Source organism: Mariluticola halotolerans (assembly GCF_021611515.1).
Taxonomy (GTDB): Bacteria; Pseudomonadota; Alphaproteobacteria; order Rhizobiales; family Devosiaceae; genus Mariluticola; species Mariluticola halotolerans.
Genome location: NZ_CP090960.1, coordinates 743,529 through 761,402 on the forward strand (window position 1 = coordinate 743,529; position 17,874 = coordinate 761,402).

Here is a 17,874-nt window from a genome sequence, read left to right on the forward strand (position 1 = left end):
GGTCGCGGGTGCCGGGTATCGGCTTACTTGTTGTCGTTGACCGGCTCGGACTTGGAACGCACGTCAGAGATCATGGAACGGACAATCTTGACTTTGACGCCCTGGGAAATCTCGACTTCGAGATCTTCACCTTCAACGACCTTGGTGACCTTGCCAACGATACCGCCGGTGGTGACAACTGTGTCGCCACGACGCACCGAAGACAGCATTGCCTGATGCGCTTTCATGCGCTTCTGCTGCGGCCGGAAGATCAAGAACCAGAAAATTACGATCAGAATAAGGATGGGTGCGAGGCTGGTGAGGATTTCACCGGCGCCGGCGCCTCCTGCGGCCTGAGCATAGGCGGGCGTTACAAACATGACGGGGCTCCTTCAGGTCGTCTTGTCAACATAATGATGATTGCCCCATATAGGGCGTGATTGAAGATTTGGCTAGACCATGAGCCTGCCCGTAAAATCGCGCGGACTATACCTTCGACACCTTTGATTTGCAAAGCCAAAGCTGACCCATAACCTGACTGGAGACTACCGGTGAACGAACGCGACCTGATGGAAGAAATTGCACGGTCTGTAGCCCGCATCGCCACGGGCATCGAGGCGCTTTCAAGCGCACCGAAGGCCGCAATGATCAGCCTGACCGGGGCCGATGCCTATCACTGGGATGCAGGTACAAGCGCCCTTGTGCCGGTGGAAAAGGTCAATCGTGTGCCACTGGCTCTGCTTCAGGGCGTGGAAGATCTGGCGGAAACGCTCCTGCAGAATACACGTCAGTTTGCAGCAGGACATGGTGCGAACAATGCCCTGCTTTGGGGCGCGCGTGGCATGGGGAAAAGCTCACTGGTCAAGGCGGTTCATGCCGAAGTGGGGCAAACGCTCGATCCGTCCAATCGACTGATTCTGGTTGAGATCAACCGCGAGGACCTCCCTTCCCTGCCGCAACTCATGCGCGGAATTGCCGCGATCGAGGCCCGATTCATCATTTTTTGCGACGATCTGAGCTTTGACCGCGACGAGGCATCCTACAAATCGCTGAAGACAATTCTCGATGGCGGGATTGAGGGACGCCCCGACAATGCCCTGTTCTACGCCACTTCAAACCGGCGCCACCTGATGCCGCGCGACATGATCGACAATGAGCGCTCGACCGCGATCAATCCGGGCGAAGCGGTTGAAGAAAAGATTTCCCTGTCGGACAGATTCGGTCTCTGGCTCGGCTTTCATAACTGCGATCAGCCGACATATCTTGAAATGGTGCGCGGCTATGCGACCCATTATGGCATTGATATTGATGATGCGAAGCTTGTGGCGCGGGCCATTGAGTGGTCAGCCATTCGCGGTTCGCGTTCGGGGCGCGTGGCCATTCAATTCATCCGGCATTTGGCCGGCGAAAAAGGCCAGGCGGTCTAACCGCCCGGCCAGCATTGTTACCCGGCCATCAGCGGCACAGGATCGACAGGTGTTGCGCCTTTGCGCAATTCAAAGTGCAGTTGTGGCCGGTTGACTGAACCGGTCATGCCCGCAAGGCCGATTGCCGACCCACGCGCGACAGAATCACCCTTGGAAACACTGGCTTGCGACAGATGCGCATAGGCAGAGACAAAGCCATTCTCGTGTTTGATCAGGATCAGGTTGCCGTAACCTTCCACCGCGTTACCGACATAAATGACGGTGCCAGCATCTGCGGCACGCACCGCCGTGCCTTCGGGCACCTCGATATTGATCCCCGTGCCTTTTGATGCGGCAAAATCCGAGATCAGCTTGCCGCTGGCAGGCCAACGGAATTTGCCATTACCGGCGGCAGGCTGTGCTGCTTGTGCCGGCCTGGCCTCAGTTGCGGCGACGCTGGCCGTCTGAACCGGGGTCTGCTCGGCCGCGGCTGGCGTCGTTTTAACCGGCGTGGGTTGCGCCACCTCTTCACGTGTAACGGCAGCCGCGGGCTTTACCGGCGTGCGGGGCTGCGCTGAAACAGCCGCCGTTTGCATCGGCGCGGACTGTGTCTGGGCGCCAGTGGCACCCGGAACCATGATTTTCTGCCCAACGAAGATCTTGTCGGCAGATGCCAGGCCGTTGGCCCGCACAAGCGAGTCGGTCGACACATCATATTTACGGGCGATTGCGTAAAGCGACTCGCCGGATTCGATGACATGCGTATAGCCGGTCTGGGGCGACGCATTGAGTTTTGCGGCCGCCGCAGCAGATGCGGCGGAACTCACAACGGGCTGGTTAGGCGAAACAGAAAGCTGCGCAGGCATGGTTTGGTTGCTCCCCACTGCGGACGACGAGTTCAAAGACGGAAGGTCCTGACTGATGACTTTCGGCGCAGACCCTTGAGCGGGAAGGCTGGGAGCTGGGCTGTTGGAGAGCATTGGACCGGAAGATGCCCCGATATTGGACGGCGGCAAATATGGCGCGGATGAGCTGGAGGCAACCATGAGCGGACCCGGCATGGCCTGCCCCATGTTCGCGCCTGCATTGGTTGTTGTGGAGCCGGTGACTACAGGATCCTGAAACATGCGGCTACCAACTGAAGAACAGCCAGTGAGAAAACTCGACGCAGCGACCAGTGCGGTCAGCGCAAATGCGCTACGAATTGTCCGTCCAGATACGCGGTTACTCATGGGTTTACTCATACTCAACCATTAAACTTGATTGAGATTAAACCTGTTAAGGTAAAGATGAGTTTAAAGCGGACGCGATTTACCGGGCACAAGCGCTGCCAAGCGGACAGATCCATGCTCGGTCGTCACGAAATCATCGTCGGCACGTTCAATGCGTGTCACGGTTTGCCGTTCGCCCGCAGCCCCAACCGGGGCGACCAGCACGCCGCCATCAGCCAATTGCTCAAGCAATATCTCGGGAACTTCCGCTACAGCCCCATTCAAAAGAATACGATCAAATGGCTGATGCCCGGCAAGCCCAAGCAACCCATCGAGATGAAAACCGACAATATTGCTGATGGAGAGCTGCCCCCAGTTTGTCTGGGCGATATGGGCCAGTTCCTGATGACGTTCGAGGGTGAACACACGTTTGGCCAAGCGCGCCAATAAAGCGGCGGAATAGCCGGTGCCGGTGCCGATCTCGAGCAGTTTTCCGCTATTGGCAGGCTCGAGCGCCACCAGCATGGCGGCGAGAATCGACGGCGAGGTAATGCTCTGACCGCAGGCAATCGGCAGCGAGCCTTCCCGATAGGCATATTCGGCATAGTCCCTGGGGATAAACGCCTCATGCGGTACGCTCTCAAAAGCGCGCAAAATATCGGGCTGGGTGATGCAGTGTTGCCGCAAGCTGAGAATCAGGGACGCCCGGGCCATTTGAACATCGGTGAATTCGATGGGCCCGTCGTCACTCATTGCGCGACCTTTTGGCGGATGGAAAGCCGCCCCTCCAGTCTTGCCGCCGCGTCGGTGTCGGTTTGTTGCAGCAGCAGCGGCGTCACTGTGATGGCATGGTCATGATGCAGGACATGGAAATCATGCCCCGGATTGAGCGGTTGCGGCGTTTCGGGAATGGCGACGAAGAATTTTCCCTTGTTCCGGCTTGGATAATACTTGAATGGCGATATCGAAAACCGCTGGTGCGGCACCACGCGCACATCAGGCACTTGCCCTTGCCGGGCCATTGGGAAATTGACGTTATAGACGGTGTCTTTTCCCTGCTGTTCCGCGATCAGGCCGCGCACGACATCTGCGCCATAGTCCCGCGCAGTATCCCAATTGACCTCGTGCTCGCGCTCAAAATCAATTGCCTGGCTCATGGCAATGCCGAGACAACCCTGCATAACGCCTTCACGTGCTCCGGCCATGGTGCCGGAACAATGGATTATATCACCCAGATTCTGCCCGTGATTGACGCCAGACAGCACAATGTCGGGTTTATGATCGGCCAGAAGATGGGTGCAGCCGATGATGACGCAATCCGCCGGGGTGCCGGGCAGCGCGTATACATTGGGTTCGCGCTTGTCGAGCGTCATCTCCGTGCCAAAGGACAGCCGGTGTCCAACCCCGCTCTGGTTACCCTCAGGGGCGACAACCCAGACATCATCGGAGATTTCGGCAGCAATTGCCCGCATGATGGCGATACCCGGCGCATCGACACCGTCATCATTGGTGATGAGGATGCGCGGGTTTTGGGTCATGACGGGGTGCCGATAAACTCCAGGCCGCCCATATAGGGACGGAGAACCTCAGGTACACGGATGGTGCCATCCTGTTGCTGGTAGTTTTCCATCACCGCGATCAAGGCGCGGCCGACAGCGACACCCGAACCGTTGAGCGTATGCACGAATTGCGGCTTGCCATCGGCATCGCGATAGCGCGCATCCATGCGGCGGGCCTGAAAATCACCGGCGATCGAGACCGAGGAAATCTCGCGATAGGCATCCTGCCCCGGCAACCAGGCTTCGATATCGAAGGTGCGTGCCATGGTTGATCCCATGTCGCCGGCACAAAGCCGCAAAACACGATAGGGAATTTCAAGACGCTGCATGACGGTTTCGGCACAGGAAAGCATGCGCTCATGCTCTTCGTCCGATCTGTCCGGTGTGGTGATGGCGACCATTTCCACCTTGTTGAACTGGTGTTGGCGCAGCATGCCGCGCGTATCGCGCCCGGCAGAACCGGCCTCAGCCCTGAAACACGGCGTCAGCGCTGTAAAGCGCAAAGGCAACTCATCTTCCGACAACAGGGATTCGCGCACAAGATTGGTCAGAGAAACCTCTGATGTCGGCACCAGCCAGCGGCCGTCCGTTGTCTCGAATGCGTCTTCGTTGAATTTGGGCAATTGGCCGGTCCCGAACAGGGCATCGGGCTTCAGCAATAAGGGCGCAACCACTTCGGTAAAGCCATGTTCGGTGGTGTGCACATCCAGCATGAACTGACCGAGCGCCCGTTCCATGCGGGCAATCTGCCCCTTGAGCACGACAAAGCGCGATCCAGCCATTTTGGTGGCGGTTTCGAAATCCATCTCGCCAAAGGCTTCACCCAGTTCGAAATGCTCTTTCGGCGTGAAATCAAACTTTGGCGGTGTGCCGAAACTGCCGCGTTCCACATTGTCGTTCTCGTCTGCACCGTCCGGCACATCGTCACGCAACATGTTCGGCAGCACAGCGAGGGCGTCATTGAGGGCCTGTGTCAGCGCCCTCTCCTCTTCTTCGCCCTTCTGCACGACGGTTTTCAGGTCCGCAACTTCCGCCATCAGCTCTGCGGCCCTGGCTTCGTCCTTTTGCGCCTTGGCCTGACCGATCAACTTGGAAGCGGCGTTGCGCTTTTCCTGCGCGTCATTGAGGCTGGCGACAAGCGCACGGCGCCGGTCGTCAAGCGCGAGCAGGCTGGCAGATTCAGGTGCAGCCCCGCGCCGTTCAAGAGCACGATCAAACGCCGAAGCGTTGGCGCGAATCCATTTAATATCAAACATGAACGGTCCGGTATCCCGGCCTCTAGTTGGCTTACTCAGACGATTTCGCACGCACCCGGCGACGTTCCACCATGCGCACGGACAGAATAGAAATCTCGTAGAGCAGCAGCAGAGGCAGGGCAAGACCCAGTTGGGAAATCGGATCCGGTGGCGTCAGGAACGCGGCCACCACAAGGATCGCCACAACGGCATATTTGCGCCAGGATTTCAGCTTCTTGACGTCAACGATCTCGATGCTGGCAAGCAATGTCAGAACAACCGGCATCTGAAAGCAGACACCAAAGGCCAGCAGCAGTGTCATGATCAGGCCCAGATATTCTGAAACCCGCGGCAGCATTTCAATGGTGGCTGAGCCCACACCGCTGACTTCCTGCGAAAGAAAGAAGCCAAGCGCCAGCGGCAGAACGCCATAATACATGACCGAGGCACCGATGACGAACAGTACCGGTGTGGCGACGAGGTAAGGCAGGAATGCCCCGCGTTCCTTTTTGTAAAGTCCCGGCGCGACAAAGGCATAAAGCTGGGTCGCGATGACCGGAAACGAGAAAAAGATCGCGGCAAACATGGCCACGGAAAGCTTTGTGAAAAAGAACTCCTGGGGCGCGGTATAGATCAGGCGGACACTGTCGATGCCCCCCGCGGCGCGCGCATATGGGCCCAGGAGAAACTCGAACAGCTTATCGGCGACAAAGAAACAGCCCACAAACAGCACAGCGATTACCGCCAGCGCGATGACGAGGCGTTTGCGCAGCTCGATTAGATGTTCAATCAACGGCGCTTCGGTGCCGGCCAATTCGTCGGCGGTTTCGCCTGCTCCATCTACCTGGTTCTTGATTTTGTCCGGCGCGTTCATGGCTTAGGCCTTCTTGGCGCGGGGTTTGCGAACCGCAGGTTTTTTGGCGGCAGGCTTTTTTGCCGCCGTGCCGGTGGTTGTGTCAGATGTCGCTTCATTTGAAGTGGTGGTCTTATTGGGCGCGCTAGTCTTGGAGGCGCTAGTCTTGGCCGGTCGCGCCCTTGCTGCTGCGGGCTTGCTCGTTGCCGATTTCGAGGCATCCTGTTTTGCGCTGGCGGCACGGGCACGTGGCTTGGCGGCGGTTTTGGCTTTTGTTGTGCGCGGCTTTGCCTTTGCAGCGGTCTTTGGTTTTGCCGGGGCCGAGACTGTGTTTTCAGCGGCTTCGGCGGCCTTGCTGTCACGCGCGCGGGTCACGGCGGCAGCCATGCTGGCTTTTGCGGCGGCGGCGGGATCGGGTGCCTCATCGGGCGTGGCCGAGGCAGATTTGATCTGGTCGTAGACGCTTTCAACCTTTGGATCGGTCGGCTTCAACGCTCCGCTCGGCTCAAAGCCGCCACTGGGGGTCATCTTGTTGAATTCGCGTTCGATCTCGCTGCGCGACTGGGTCAGCGGCTGTGTGATCGATTTCTTGATATCCTTGACGTCATCAAGGGCTGCGACCTTGTTGATCTCGGCCCGGAACTCATTGCCCATGCGCCGCGCCTGACCTGCGACGCGGCCGATATTGCGCAATAGCGCAGGCAGATCGCGGGGGCCAACGATAATCAGCGCCGCGGCCGCAACGACCATCATCTCTGGCCAGCCAATGCTCAGCATATAAACATCCTCGAACCGGAAGACCGGCCGCGCTTATTATTTAAGGGGCTAAGCGTCTTTGCTTTTCTTGACCGGCTCGGCTTCAGCCTGCGCGTCAATGTGCGGCACCGGCTTGTCTTCATCTTTCATGCCTTTTTGGAAGGCTTTGATGCCGGAAGCAACTTCACCCATCATGCCGGAAATCTTGCCGCGTCCAAAAAGCAGCAAAACAGCGACGACGATGACGAGAATTCCCCAGGGGCCCGGATTCATTGATATTCTCCACTCGGTTTGTCTGGCCATGTCGGCAGAACTTTAAAGACCACAAATATTGTCAATCCTGGTCAAAAACAAGGACATGTTCCGGATTTAACCGCAAAGACACGTCATGACCAACCTGAATGGTGGGTTCTGCGGGTAAACGAACGCGAATTGGGCGTTCCATTCCCTCAACCAGCACCTCACAGATATCGATGCCCAAAGCGCCACGTTTGGAGACAATTCTGCCTAATGTTCCAGGGCCCTGACGCTTTAGCGTAACGTCGCCGACGGGTCTGATAGCGATAATCACCCGTTCGCCATCACGCCGATTGGGCGTTGCGACGTATCCAAGCGGGGTATCTACCGCGCCATTGCTGACAGTGCAGGCGATTTCGCTAAGGGGCGAGAGGAATCGCGCCGCTGCCAGATCGGCCGGCGCCTGGTAGACTTTGGCCGCGGTATCGATTTGCACAATACGCCCTGCCCGCAACAGCGCCACCCGATCCCCCATCAACATGGCCTCTTCGGGGTCATGGGTGACAATCAGGCTGGTGGCATGGGTTTCGCGCAGTACCGCGAGGGTTTCGCCGCGCACACTTTCGCGCATCCGGGCATCAAGCCCCGAAAAGGGCTCATCCAGCATGATAATGCCCGGCCGCGGGGCGATTGTCCGCGCCAGCGCCAGACGCTGCTGCTGACCACCGGAGAGCATATGTGGAAAATCGGCTTCGCGCCCGTCAAGGCCGACGCGTTTCAGCGCCCCCCGCGCCTGCCGTCTGGCTTCGGCCTTGCCCAGCTGCGCCAGTCCGAAGGTCACATTGTCGAGCAGGCTGAGATGGGGGAACAGTGCAAAGTCCTGAAACATCAGCCCAGCACCGCGTTTTTCCGGGGGCACCTGAATGCCGGGCGCGGAGACGATTTCCGTGTTGATCCGTACGATGCCTTCGTCGACAGGCTGAATGCCAGCAGCAACACGCAGAATTGTGGATTTGCCGGAGCCGGATTCTCCGAGCAGACAGACAATCTCGCCCGGTGTCAGGCTCAGGTTGAGATGATCAAGAATGACCTTGCCGCCGAGGCGGGCGACAACATTTTCGAAATTCAGCGCGGCGGCAAAGCTGACGCCCGTTGTGCCGCGCGTGCCCCAATCCTGCCCGGCCACCGTATCGGTGTCGGGCCTGGTTTTGCTGGTTGTCATGACCCGCCTTCAAACAAATCGTCGTCTTCTTCATCCGGGTCCAACGGATCTTCATCGTCCCGCAACCCACCATCGAATGGCAAGGGTATGTTCAAGTCATTGGGCAAACGGCTGGAGAGCAGCCCTGCCCCCTTCAGTTCTTCAAGGCCCGGCAGATCCCCAAGGCTTTCGAGACCGAAATGATCGAGAAATGCATCAGTCGTTCCATAGGTCACCGGACGTCCCGGTGTCCGGCGGCGGCCACGCATGCGAATCCAGCCCGCTTCCATCAAAATGTCGAGCGTGCCCTTGCCGGTCGCCACGCCGCGCACTTCTTCAATTTCGGCGCGGGTTGTTGGCTGGTGATAGGCAATGATCGACAGGGTTTCGAGGGTGGCGCGGGTCATCGGCTTGTTTTCGGTTTCCTCGCGCCGCAGCAGGAAGCCGAGATCTTCTGCCGTGCGGAAAGCCCAGTTCTTGCCGCGCTTGACCAGATTGACGCCGCGTTTCTCATAGCGGCGCTGCAATTCCTCAAGCAGCGCATCAACATCCGCGTTATCGCTCAGATAAGGGCGCACCTCCTCAATGCCGACCGGATCGCTGGCAGCGAAGAGCAGGGCTTCGAGCACACGCAGATTGCGTTCCCGCAATTCATGCACTTCCGCGTCGCCGCTGGTGGGCAATGGTGTGGCGTGGTTATTCATTTGCGCTCTTCAGACTTTGCGTCGCGTGTTGCCGGCGGCGCACCAGCAAGGGACCAAAAGCCTCATTCTGGCGGAGTTCCACCTGCCCCTGCCGCACCAGTTCCAGACTGGCGCTGAAACTGGAGGCCATCACGGTTGCCCGCTCTTTCGGGCTTGCGAGATATTCGGCCAGATAGGCGTCCATCGGCACCCAATCGAGCGATTCCCCGATCAGGCGTTCGAGGATTTCGCGCGCTTCCTGCAGTGACCAGACAGTGCGCTCAACAGGTGCATAATCGTCGACCACCCCGCGCTCGCGCTGGGTCGCATAAGCCTTGAGCAAGTCATACAGGCTGGCTTCCCAAAGCTGGTTGCGTTTGACGATGATCGGCTCGGGCATGCCGCGGGCAAAAATCTTGTGCCCAAGCCTTGGCCGGTTGATCAAGCGTTCGCCCGCCTGCCGCATGCCCTCGAGCCGTTTCAGGCGGAATTGCAGCATGGCGGCCAGCATTTCGCCGCTGGGGCCGTCATCTGAGGGCAGTTGCGGCACCATCAGCCGACTTTTGAGATAGGCGAGCCATGCCGCCATCACCAGATAATCGGCGGCGATTTCTATGCGCTTTTCCCGCACCGTTTCGATGAATGCCAGATATTGCTCGGCAAGGGCCAGCACCGAGACATGCGCCAGATCCACCTTCTGGCGGCGCGCAAGCTCAAGCAGCAGGTCGAGCGGCCCTTCATAGCCGTCAACATCAACATACATGACCTCGCCGCGTGCGGCGTTTGCGGGCCCCTCATCGAGCCAATTTGAATCTGAACCGGCCATTACCGCCTAATGGTGCCTCAAGAGTGAAAACCCACCATCACCGCTCCGTCCGGAAGCGTCAAGACTGGCAGAAAGACAATCCCGGCTTGCTGGCACCATTCATGTGAATAGCTGGCAAGCCGGGCGTAATTTACGTGAACTGGCGCTGGATCAGACCAGAATTAATTGGTGCGCACGAAACAGTCGCCACCATTGGCCTTGATATTGGTGCAGACGTCGTTTGCCGTTTGCAGCGAACTGGCCGGCATGCGCACGCGGAAGAACGTGCCACGGTCATCAAGATCGACGCGCTGCACTTCCAGCGGCCCACCCGTCAGAAGCTGACCGAAACGCCGTTGTGCCGCGGCCAGCGACTGGTTTGCTGCCTCTTCGCTCCGTTGTGAGGATAGCTGCACATAGGCGCTACCCAGCGTCCCGGCATTGGACGACGGCGCGGCAGGGGTGGTCGCAGCTGGTGCGGCGACGGTCTGATTTGCGAGATTGGCGATCAGATCGACGGCCTGGCTGTTTGCATCCGTTGATGTCGCACCAAACGTATTGTTCGCGGGTGCCGCAATGCTGCCCGCGCCCGGTGTCGGTGTCGTCGGGCGATTGACAGGACGCGGCAACGGCACCGGTATGACAGGTGTGTTGACCAGCGCCGCTGTTGTGCTTTCGGCTGCGAGACGCGCGACCGCATCAGCTGCCAGAATAGGTTGCGTCGCAAGTTCTGTTGCAGCCGTTTGCGTGCCTTCCGGCAAGGCGGGCACGTCCGGACGCTCGACCGGCAGCACTTCCGCACCGGCAAGCGTGTCCTCGCCGCTGACAATTGTGCCATCGGGACGGACGGTAACGGTGCGGACCTTGCGATTGGCAAGTCCGGCTTCTTCACCATCGTCTTCCGATGTGATGATCCGGCTGACATCGTTGCTGGCGACATCTGTTGCGACGTCTCCGCTCTGATCTCTGGACACCAGTTGTTCGGTATTACCGGGTGCCGTATTGCCATCAAGGGCATCAAACACGACGGATCTCGGTGCTTCCGATTCTGCCTCGGCTGGTTGCTCAGGCTCGATCTTCACCGGTTCAGCAGTCGCACTCAGCACCGGGGCATCGACATCCGTTTCCGGCCCGGCCCCAAATACCCAATAAAGGCCAAAACCCAAGGCCAGCAACAAAGTGCCTGCAATTGCAGGGCCTGCCAGGCGGCGCAGACCACCGCGTTGTTCTCGCTTCGGTGTCCACTCAGCCTCAGGGGCTTCGTCAGTGTCGGCACGATGATCGTCAAGAGAATCGTCAAAACGGTCAACATTGGCCCGTGCCTGCGGCGCGGCAGCTTCGCCACCACGCATGGAAGTCGTTGCGGCCAATATCGCAGCTTCTGCCGCTGAGGCAGCGCCGTTTACGTCTTCATCAGCGATTTGCGGCTCGCGGCGCAGCGATTCGTTGCGGGGCGTTTCATTCGAGGCGATACCACTGCGCACAGCATTGCCAATCAGGCTCTCGATATCGTCGAGCGGATCGGCCTTGGGTGGAGTGCGCCCCTCAGTGTTGATAGCAGCGTTGCCCAACCCGAATACCGGCGGGATAGCAAAATTATCGTTTTCGTCGTCTGCAGCCGGATCGCGCCCGTAATGAGGGTCGCGCGGCTCTGGCTCATCATGCAATTGTGCTGCAATTAACTCGGCAATCGGATCGTCTTCCGGATCATCCTGCGGCTCGGGTGCCGTCCGGAAACCGGAATGGGGGTCACGCGGCGTTGCCGGAGGCGTGGATGCCTGCTGCGCAGGTTCAGCCGTGTCGCCAAAATCGATCTCTTCGAACTCCAGATCGGAATCGTCAAACTGTGGCGCAGCGTTACGTGCATCTGCCCGTTCATCCCCAAACATGCCCTTGAAGGCATCGTCATCCGCAATCTTTTGATGCGGTGCTGGCGCTTGGGCCGCGGCATGAGACGTGCGGTCTTCTTCTTGTTGAGGCCGTTGATTTTCAACGAATTCCGAGGTTTCTTCCGACACCACTTCGCGCAGCAAATTGGCGCGGGAGGTGGGGTTGCGAAAGGTGGGGGTCATTTTGGGTGAGACGCGGGTACCGAGGTGATCCTCGTTCGGGCGCTCATCATGTTCGTAAAGCGCATCAGAACTACGGGTCGCGTTCAAGCGCTCACTGGGCGGCGCGCCGAACGCGGGACGCGCAGAACCAGGTTCCGGGGAAGCAACCGGATTAGGCGCGGGGCGCCCTGACCGTTCTTGAACCGGCTTGGCAGCAGCGGGCGCAGGCTCGCCACGCGCATCATCTGCCATCAATCTTGCCAGTTCGGCGATCAGATCATCTGACGAGTTTCCATCATCCGACATACGCGACATCTTCGCAGTACCCATAACCTGGCGCTTTCAGAACTTTCATGAATCTGGGCTTCTCCCAGTCAGCGTATTGATTGTTCATATCAATGTGCCTTAATTATGAAAGCTCGTCCGGCGCTGTAACCCCCAACATCGCCAGGCCACTTCTGAGAACCTGACGTACCGCGTTGACCAAACCTAGCCGTGCTAAGGTTATTGTCGAATTATCTGCGTTAACAAACCGTAAATCAACGTTTTCCTTACCCTTGGCCCAAAAGGCGTGAAACCCGCCGGCCAAATCATGCAGATAAAACGCGACGCGATGCGGCTCATGCGCCTTGGCCGCAGCGGCGACAATACGCGGCCACTGGCCAATCAAGCGGATCAATTCCAGCTCTTCGGGCGAGTTTATTTCGCTGAAATCGACACCTTGCAGCGCTGTCTCTGAAATATCCAGATCCGGGATATCCCGCTCGGCATTTCGGAAAATGGAGCATGCCCGCGCATGGGCATACTGGACATAAAACACCGGATTGTCGCGGGTTTGCTCTTTCACCAGAGCGAAATCAAAGTCCAGCGCTGCATCATTGCGCCGGAACAGCAGCATGAAACGCACGGCATCCGAGCCAACCTCGTCAACGACGTCGGCCAGCGTTACAAGATCGCCAGAGCGCTTGGACATCTTGACCGGCTCGCCATTGCGCAGCAGGCGAACCAGCTGGCAAATGCGCACATCGATCTGCGCCTGGCCGCCTGAGATCGCCTTTACCGCAGCTTGCAGCCGCTTGATATATCCGGCGTGATCAGCCCCCAAAACAATGACCTGTTCATTGAATCCGCGCAAAAACTTGTCGCGGTGATAGGCGATATCGGAGGCAAAATAGGTATAGGCGCCGTCCGACTTGACCAGCGCCCGGTCGGTATCGTCGCCAAAATCGGTGGCGCGGAACAGGGTTTGTTCGCGATCTTCCCAATCTTCAATCGTCTTGCCCTTGGGCGGCTCCAGCGTGCCTTGGTAGACCAGCCCCTCTTCGCGCAGCCATTCAAGGGTCAACTCGATCTGCCCGCCCTGCCCGTGCAGCGTCTTTTCAGAAAAGAACACTTCATGGGTGATATTGAGCTTGGCCAGATCCGCCTTGATCAGATCAAGCATCGCGGCCAGTACGCGGGTTTTGACTGTCTCCAGCCATTCAGTTTCAGGCTTGCCGAGGAGACTGTCACCGAATTCCGTTGCCAGGGCCTTGCCCACCGGCACCAGATAATCACCGGGATAGAGCCCTGTGGGGATGGCGCCGATATCTTCGCCCAAAGCTTCCCGGTAACGCAGGAAAGCAGAACGCGCCAGAACATCGACCTGTCCACCGGCATCATTGAGATAGTATTCGCGGGTGACATCAAACCCGCAATATTCCATCAGTGAGGCAAGCGCATCACCATAGACCGCGCCGCGGGTATGACCCACATGCATGGGGCCCGTGGGGTTTGCGGACACGTATTCGACATTGACCTTGGTACCGCGCCCGATATCGGCCCGCCCGAAATTGACACCTTCGGTGGCAATGGTCGAAAGCATTTTGTGCCAGATATCGTTATGCAGACGGAAATTGATAAAGCCGGGTCCGGCAATCTCGACCGAGGCTACGTCAGTATCTGTTTCAAAGGCTGCAACAATCGCGGCGGCGACTTCGCGCGGGTTCATGCCCAGCGGCTTGGCAACCACCATGGCAGCATTGGTCGACAGGTCGCCGTGCGCAGAATCGCGCGGCGGCTCAACCACGACTTTTTCAAGCAGCGGGGCCAGGCGGTCATCGCCGGGATAAAGTTTTGTGAGCGCATCAGCGACGCGCCCGGAGAAGATGTCAAAGACGTCCATAATAGTTTCCGTTGCCAAACCTGCGTTGCGGTTAGCGGAAATCGGGCCGAGCGTCAAACAAGTGCTGGTAAAGATCGAGCGCATAAGGGTCCGTCATGCCGGCAACGAAGTCGCAAACAATGCGGGCGCGCGCTGTGTCATTTGCCGCAGATCTGGCGGCCTCACCCCATTTGCCGGGCATATCGCCGCTTTCAAAAAGCCGGTCAAACAATGCCGCGACCACGTCTTCGCTGCGGCTGACATGGACCATAACGGTATCGGCCCGGTAGACCTGATCAAAGAGGAAACGTTTCAACCCGCGCTCCGCCTCAGCCATTTCAGATGAAAAGCCAATCAGCGTGCGACCGGCATGCCGCACGTCATCAACGCTGTGCGGCCCCGCTTCCGCAAGTGCGCCTGCACCGGTGCGGATCACGTCTTCAATGGTCCGGGTGATCAGGCGGCGCTGAACTTCGTGGGTTTGTCGTGTCGGCTCAATATCGGGCCACCTGGCAAGCACTTCCTCGACAATCGGGCCGACCAGGGCCACGTCGCGCAAATCCTCGATCTTGAGCACCCCTGCCCTGATGGCGTCATCAATATCATGCGCATTATAAGCCACATCATCTGCAATTGCGGCGGCCTGTGCTTCCAGCCCGGCGAATGTGTGCATTTCCAGATCCGCACTGGCGGGAATGTCATCCAGCCCGGCAGGCAAGCCTTCGAGCGCATATTTCCCTGCCGGGGAACCGTCCTCGTTCACGATGGGCCCGTTATGCTTGAGGATACCTTCAAGGCTCTCCCATGTGAGATTGAGACCATCATGCTCGGCATAGCGGTTCTCAAGCTTGGTGACCGTGCGCAGCGCCTGGACATTGTGGTCAAAGCCGCCCCAGGGGGCCATCTTGGCATTGAGTACCCGTTCGCCGGCGTGTCCGAACGGGGTGTGGCCAAGATCGTGTGCGAGGGCCACGGCCTCTGCCAGATCCTCGTTGAGGTTCAAGGCACGGGCGATTGAGCGGGCGATCTGTGAGACTTCGAGCGTATGGGTCAACCGCGTGCGGAAGTGATGGCCTTCGTGATGCAGGAAGACTTGTGTTTTATGTTGCAGGCGGCGAAAAGCCGTGGAATGCAGGATACGGTCGCGATCGCGCTGGTATTCGGACCGCGTTGGGCTCGCGCCGGGCTGAAAAAGCCGCCCGCGGCTTGTCGCCGGATCAGATGCGTAAGATGCCAACTCGCTCATTGGTGAACACAAGCCCCTTTTCATTGCCGCCTTCGCTTCTTATCTTATGGGAAACACATATTGCCGCCGGGCGCGGCAGAAGAGGTATCGGCATGGCTGAAACTGCATTAGCACCAAATGATGTCATTTTGACAGAGCGCGCCGCCAAGCGGATTTCAAAAATCCTGTCCAAGGAACCAGAAGGCGCGGTTTTGCGCATTTCAGTCGCGGGTGGTGGCTGCTCCGGTTTTCAGTACGAATACAACGTCGTGCAGGAAAGCCCGGCCAATGACGATCTGGTTTTGACCAATGGCGATGCCACCGTGTTGATTGATTCCATGTCGCTGGAATTCATGGGCGGCGCCGAGATTGATTTTGTTGATGACCTGATCGGCCAGTCGTTTCAGATTACAAACCCCAACGCCGTGGCGGCTTGCGGGTGCGGGACCAGTTTTTCGGTCTGACGGCAGTTTGAAACCAATCCAGCCTTGACGGTGACGGCCGACAAGTTCTGGAAAGCTGCACAAGTTCGCGTTTCCCGCTTGGCCCTTTGCCGACCTGCCGGTATTTATGACATATCCCTGACGCCAAACCACGAGACCGAGCTATGCGAATTGCGACCTGGAACATCAATGGCATCAAGGCGCGGCTTTCGGTGGTGTTGCACTGGCTTGAACTGCATAAGCCCGACATTGTGTGTTTGCAGGAAATCAAATCAATCGACGAGAACTTCCCGCGCGCCGAAATTGAGGCGCTTGGCTATAATATCGAAACACACGGCCAGAAGGGGTTTAATGGCGTCGCCATTCTCTCCCGCCTGCCCTTCGATGAAGTGACGCGTGGCCTGCCTGGCGATGACAGCGATGAGCAAGCGCGACTGATCGAGGGCGTGTTTTCCGTGCCCTCGGGCGTTGTTCGGGTTTGCAATATCTACCTGCCCAACGGCAACCCGGTGAGCGAAGACAGCGAGAAATTTCCCTATAAGCTGGCATGGATGGCGCGATTGCGCAGCTTTGTCGAGACCAGGCTGGCGCTGGAGGAACCGTTTATTCTTTTGGGCGACTTCAATCTCATTCCGACTGCCGCCGATTGTCATGACCCGAAAGCCTGGTGGGGTGACGCACTTTATCGCCCTGAAAGCCTTGAAGAATTCCGGAAACTGGCAAATCTGGGTCTGACCGATGCCTTACGCAGCGTTACGGATGCCCCGGCCTATACATTCTGGGATTTTCAATCGGGTGCCTGGCGCAAGGATAATGGTATCCGGATCGACCACCTGATGCTCTCTCCACAGTCGGCTGACCGGCTGGACGGCGTCACCATTCACCGCGATACACGCGGCTGGGACAAGCCCTCCGACCATGTGCCGGTTGAAGGGGTGTTTGCCCTTTAATTTCAGGGCTAAGAGACCCGACAATCAGGGGCAACATTAGCCCTGAAACAAGGCTTAAACCGGGCTGAATCCGGGACTTAGTAACCGCCGAATCGTGGCCCCAGGTTATCGGCGGCCATCATGGCTTCTGCGCGCTGCTCGGGTGTGGCGACTGACATCGCATCATTGAGCATATCAGCAATGCTGGCCTGCTCGGGCGTTCCGCGCGCATTGTGATCGGCAACGGCAAGCCACATCAGGCCTTCAACTGGCTGCGCATCCACATCTTCGGCCCCGTTGAACAACAAGTCGCCCAGCGTCGCCTGTGCCACGGCATGGCCCTTGCGGGCTGCCAGCGACAGCCACCGCGCGCTTTGCAGTGCATTGATGCCCAGTTCGTTCTGGTCAAGATAAAGCCGTCCGACGCGATATTGCGCATCGGCATCGCCGAAATAGGAAGCGGCGTGCATCAGCAGTGCGTGCGACCGGCGGCTATCGACCTTGATGCCTGCATCCGGCAGGCCGTCGCGGTAATATTCGCCAACCTTCACGAAGGATTGCGCGACAATATCAGCTTCAAGTGATTTGGGTGGTGTGTTGGCGTTGTCATTGGCGATGCGGGAGAAATAGCCAAAGGCCTTGACCCTGTCCTTCTCAACGCCTTCGCCGTTTTCATACATAACGCCCAACCGCCACATGGCGATAGGCTGACCTGCTTCTGCCGCGCCCTGCAGGGCTGCGACAAGTTCGTCGTTGGAAATGCCGCCACCGGCACCATCCATGAGATTGGCCATGCCCAGCGCAGCTTCAACTGCGGTCTGCGCGAATACCGGCGCCGTCGCCAGGTTCAAAAACAATATGGACGGCACCGCTATGGACAGTACGAAACGCCGGGGATCAAAAATCCGCATAAATCCTCTTTCCACCCCCGCCGTCACAAGGACGGATACAATACCAGTGCAGCAGGCTTGCAGCACTTGTGCCTCTCTGGCGGTCAGACAATTCCGACATTTCGCAACTCATGGCGCTCAATGCTTCCAACCTCAGTCTCCGGTTTGTTCACCTGCCCGTTCTTTGCGGGGTTCGCGATTTCATATCCGGTTTATGGATCTACAGCCTGATTTTCAGAACCAAAGCTTTCGATCAGCCACGCCAAAA

Annotated in this window: 19 protein-coding genes; 4 read left to right on the forward strand and 15 right to left on the reverse strand. The window is 58.3% G+C overall.

The features are described from left to right. Positions 1 to 23 precede the first annotated feature (23 nt). A complete protein-coding gene (gene yajC / locus L1P08_RS03495) occupies positions 24 to 359 on the reverse strand; it encodes a preprotein translocase subunit YajC (RefSeq protein ID WP_303618620.1) in 336 nt (111 codons plus the stop codon). A gap of 171 nt (positions 360 to 530) precedes the next feature. Between yajC and L1P08_RS03500 the strand changes: the two genes are divergently transcribed. Then, positions 531 to 1,406, forward strand: a complete 876-nt coding sequence (locus L1P08_RS03500) for an ATP-binding protein (protein WP_303618621.1) — start codon at positions 531 to 533, stop codon at positions 1,404 to 1,406. 17 nt (positions 1,407 to 1,423) lie between these two features. Here the strand turns inward: L1P08_RS03500 and L1P08_RS03505 are convergent, their stop codons facing one another. Beyond that, on the reverse strand, positions 1,424 to 2,251 hold the full coding sequence (locus L1P08_RS03505) for a LysM peptidoglycan-binding domain-containing M23 family metallopeptidase (RefSeq protein ID WP_303618622.1): 828 nt from the start codon (positions 2,249 to 2,251) through the stop codon (positions 1,424 to 1,426). 103 nt (positions 2,252 to 2,354) lie between these two features. Between L1P08_RS03505 and L1P08_RS03510 the strand changes: the two genes are divergently transcribed. After that, the gene (locus L1P08_RS03510) at positions 2,355 to 2,507 is read left to right on the forward strand and encodes a hypothetical protein (RefSeq protein WP_303618623.1); all 153 of its coding nucleotides are present in this window, start codon (positions 2,355 to 2,357) and stop codon (positions 2,505 to 2,507) included. Between the two features lie 173 nt (positions 2,508 to 2,680). On the opposite strand, the gene L1P08_RS03515 is transcribed toward L1P08_RS03510, so the two are convergent. The 12 genes from L1P08_RS03515 to L1P08_RS03570 form a co-directional block, all read right to left on the reverse strand. Beyond that, positions 2,681 to 3,349, reverse strand: coding sequence for a protein-L-isoaspartate(D-aspartate) O-methyltransferase (locus L1P08_RS03515; protein ID WP_303618624.1), 669 nt, complete (start codon positions 3,347 to 3,349; stop codon positions 2,681 to 2,683). Beyond that, the gene (gene surE / locus L1P08_RS03520; protein ID WP_303618625.1) at positions 3,346 to 4,134 is read right to left on the reverse strand and encodes a 5'/3'-nucleotidase SurE; all 789 of its coding nucleotides are present in this window, start codon (positions 4,132 to 4,134) and stop codon (positions 3,346 to 3,348) included. Before surE ends, L1P08_RS03515 begins: the two co-directional genes overlap by 4 nt. Continuing rightward, positions 4,131 to 5,411, reverse strand: coding sequence for a serine--tRNA ligase (gene serS, locus L1P08_RS03525; RefSeq protein WP_303618626.1), 1,281 nt, complete (start codon positions 5,409 to 5,411; stop codon positions 4,131 to 4,133). Before serS ends, surE begins: the two co-directional genes overlap by 4 nt. A gap of 31 nt (positions 5,412 to 5,442) precedes the next feature. After that, a complete protein-coding gene (gene tatC / locus L1P08_RS03530; protein ID WP_303618627.1) occupies positions 5,443 to 6,264 on the reverse strand; it encodes a twin-arginine translocase subunit TatC in 822 nt (273 codons plus the stop codon). Between the two features lie 3 nt (positions 6,265 to 6,267). Then, entirely contained in the window at positions 6,268 to 7,020 is a 753-nt protein-coding gene (locus L1P08_RS03535) for a Sec-independent protein translocase subunit TatA/TatB (protein WP_303618628.1), read from the reverse strand. Between the two features lie 48 nt (positions 7,021 to 7,068). Then, the gene (locus L1P08_RS03540; protein WP_303619488.1) at positions 7,069 to 7,272 is read right to left on the reverse strand and encodes a twin-arginine translocase TatA/TatE family subunit; all 204 of its coding nucleotides are present in this window, start codon (positions 7,270 to 7,272) and stop codon (positions 7,069 to 7,071) included. Positions 7,273 to 7,333: 61 nt separating this feature from the next. Beyond that, on the reverse strand, positions 7,334 to 8,458 hold the full coding sequence (locus L1P08_RS03545) for an ABC transporter ATP-binding protein (RefSeq protein WP_303618629.1): 1,125 nt from the start codon (positions 8,456 to 8,458) through the stop codon (positions 7,334 to 7,336). After that, entirely contained in the window at positions 8,455 to 9,141 is a 687-nt protein-coding gene (scpB, locus tag L1P08_RS03550) for an SMC-Scp complex subunit ScpB (RefSeq protein WP_303618630.1), read from the reverse strand. Before scpB ends, L1P08_RS03545 begins: the two co-directional genes overlap by 4 nt. Continuing rightward, positions 9,134 to 9,946, reverse strand: a complete 813-nt coding sequence (locus L1P08_RS03555; protein WP_438268433.1) for a segregation and condensation protein A — start codon at positions 9,944 to 9,946, stop codon at positions 9,134 to 9,136. Before L1P08_RS03555 ends, scpB begins: the two co-directional genes overlap by 8 nt. Before the next feature lie 161 nt (positions 9,947 to 10,107). Further along, positions 10,108 to 12,282: an SPOR domain-containing protein gene (locus L1P08_RS03560; protein WP_303618631.1), complete on the reverse strand. Its 2,175-nt coding sequence runs from the start codon at positions 12,280 to 12,282 to the stop codon at positions 10,108 to 10,110. Between the two features lie 103 nt (positions 12,283 to 12,385). After that, a complete protein-coding gene (gene argS, locus L1P08_RS03565; protein ID WP_303618632.1) occupies positions 12,386 to 14,140 on the reverse strand; it encodes an arginine--tRNA ligase in 1,755 nt (584 codons plus the stop codon). 31 nt (positions 14,141 to 14,171) lie between these two features. Then, the gene (locus tag L1P08_RS03570) at positions 14,172 to 15,365 is read right to left on the reverse strand and encodes a deoxyguanosinetriphosphate triphosphohydrolase (RefSeq protein WP_303618633.1); all 1,194 of its coding nucleotides are present in this window, start codon (positions 15,363 to 15,365) and stop codon (positions 14,172 to 14,174) included. Positions 15,366 to 15,457: 92 nt separating this feature from the next. Here L1P08_RS03570 and L1P08_RS03575 point away from each other — a divergent pair, with 92 nt between their 5' ends. Next, entirely contained in the window at positions 15,458 to 15,808 is a 351-nt protein-coding gene (locus tag L1P08_RS03575) for a HesB/IscA family protein (RefSeq protein WP_303618634.1), read from the forward strand. Positions 15,809 to 15,951: 143 nt separating this feature from the next. Beyond that, positions 15,952 to 16,737: an exodeoxyribonuclease III gene (xth, locus tag L1P08_RS03580; RefSeq protein ID WP_303618635.1), complete on the forward strand. Its 786-nt coding sequence runs from the start codon at positions 15,952 to 15,954 to the stop codon at positions 16,735 to 16,737. 77 nt (positions 16,738 to 16,814) lie between these two features. Here the strand turns inward: xth and L1P08_RS03585 are convergent, their stop codons facing one another. After that, positions 16,815 to 17,627, reverse strand: coding sequence for a tetratricopeptide repeat protein (locus L1P08_RS03585; RefSeq protein ID WP_303618636.1), 813 nt, complete (start codon positions 17,625 to 17,627; stop codon positions 16,815 to 16,817). Positions 17,628 to 17,874: the final 247 nt, after the last annotated feature.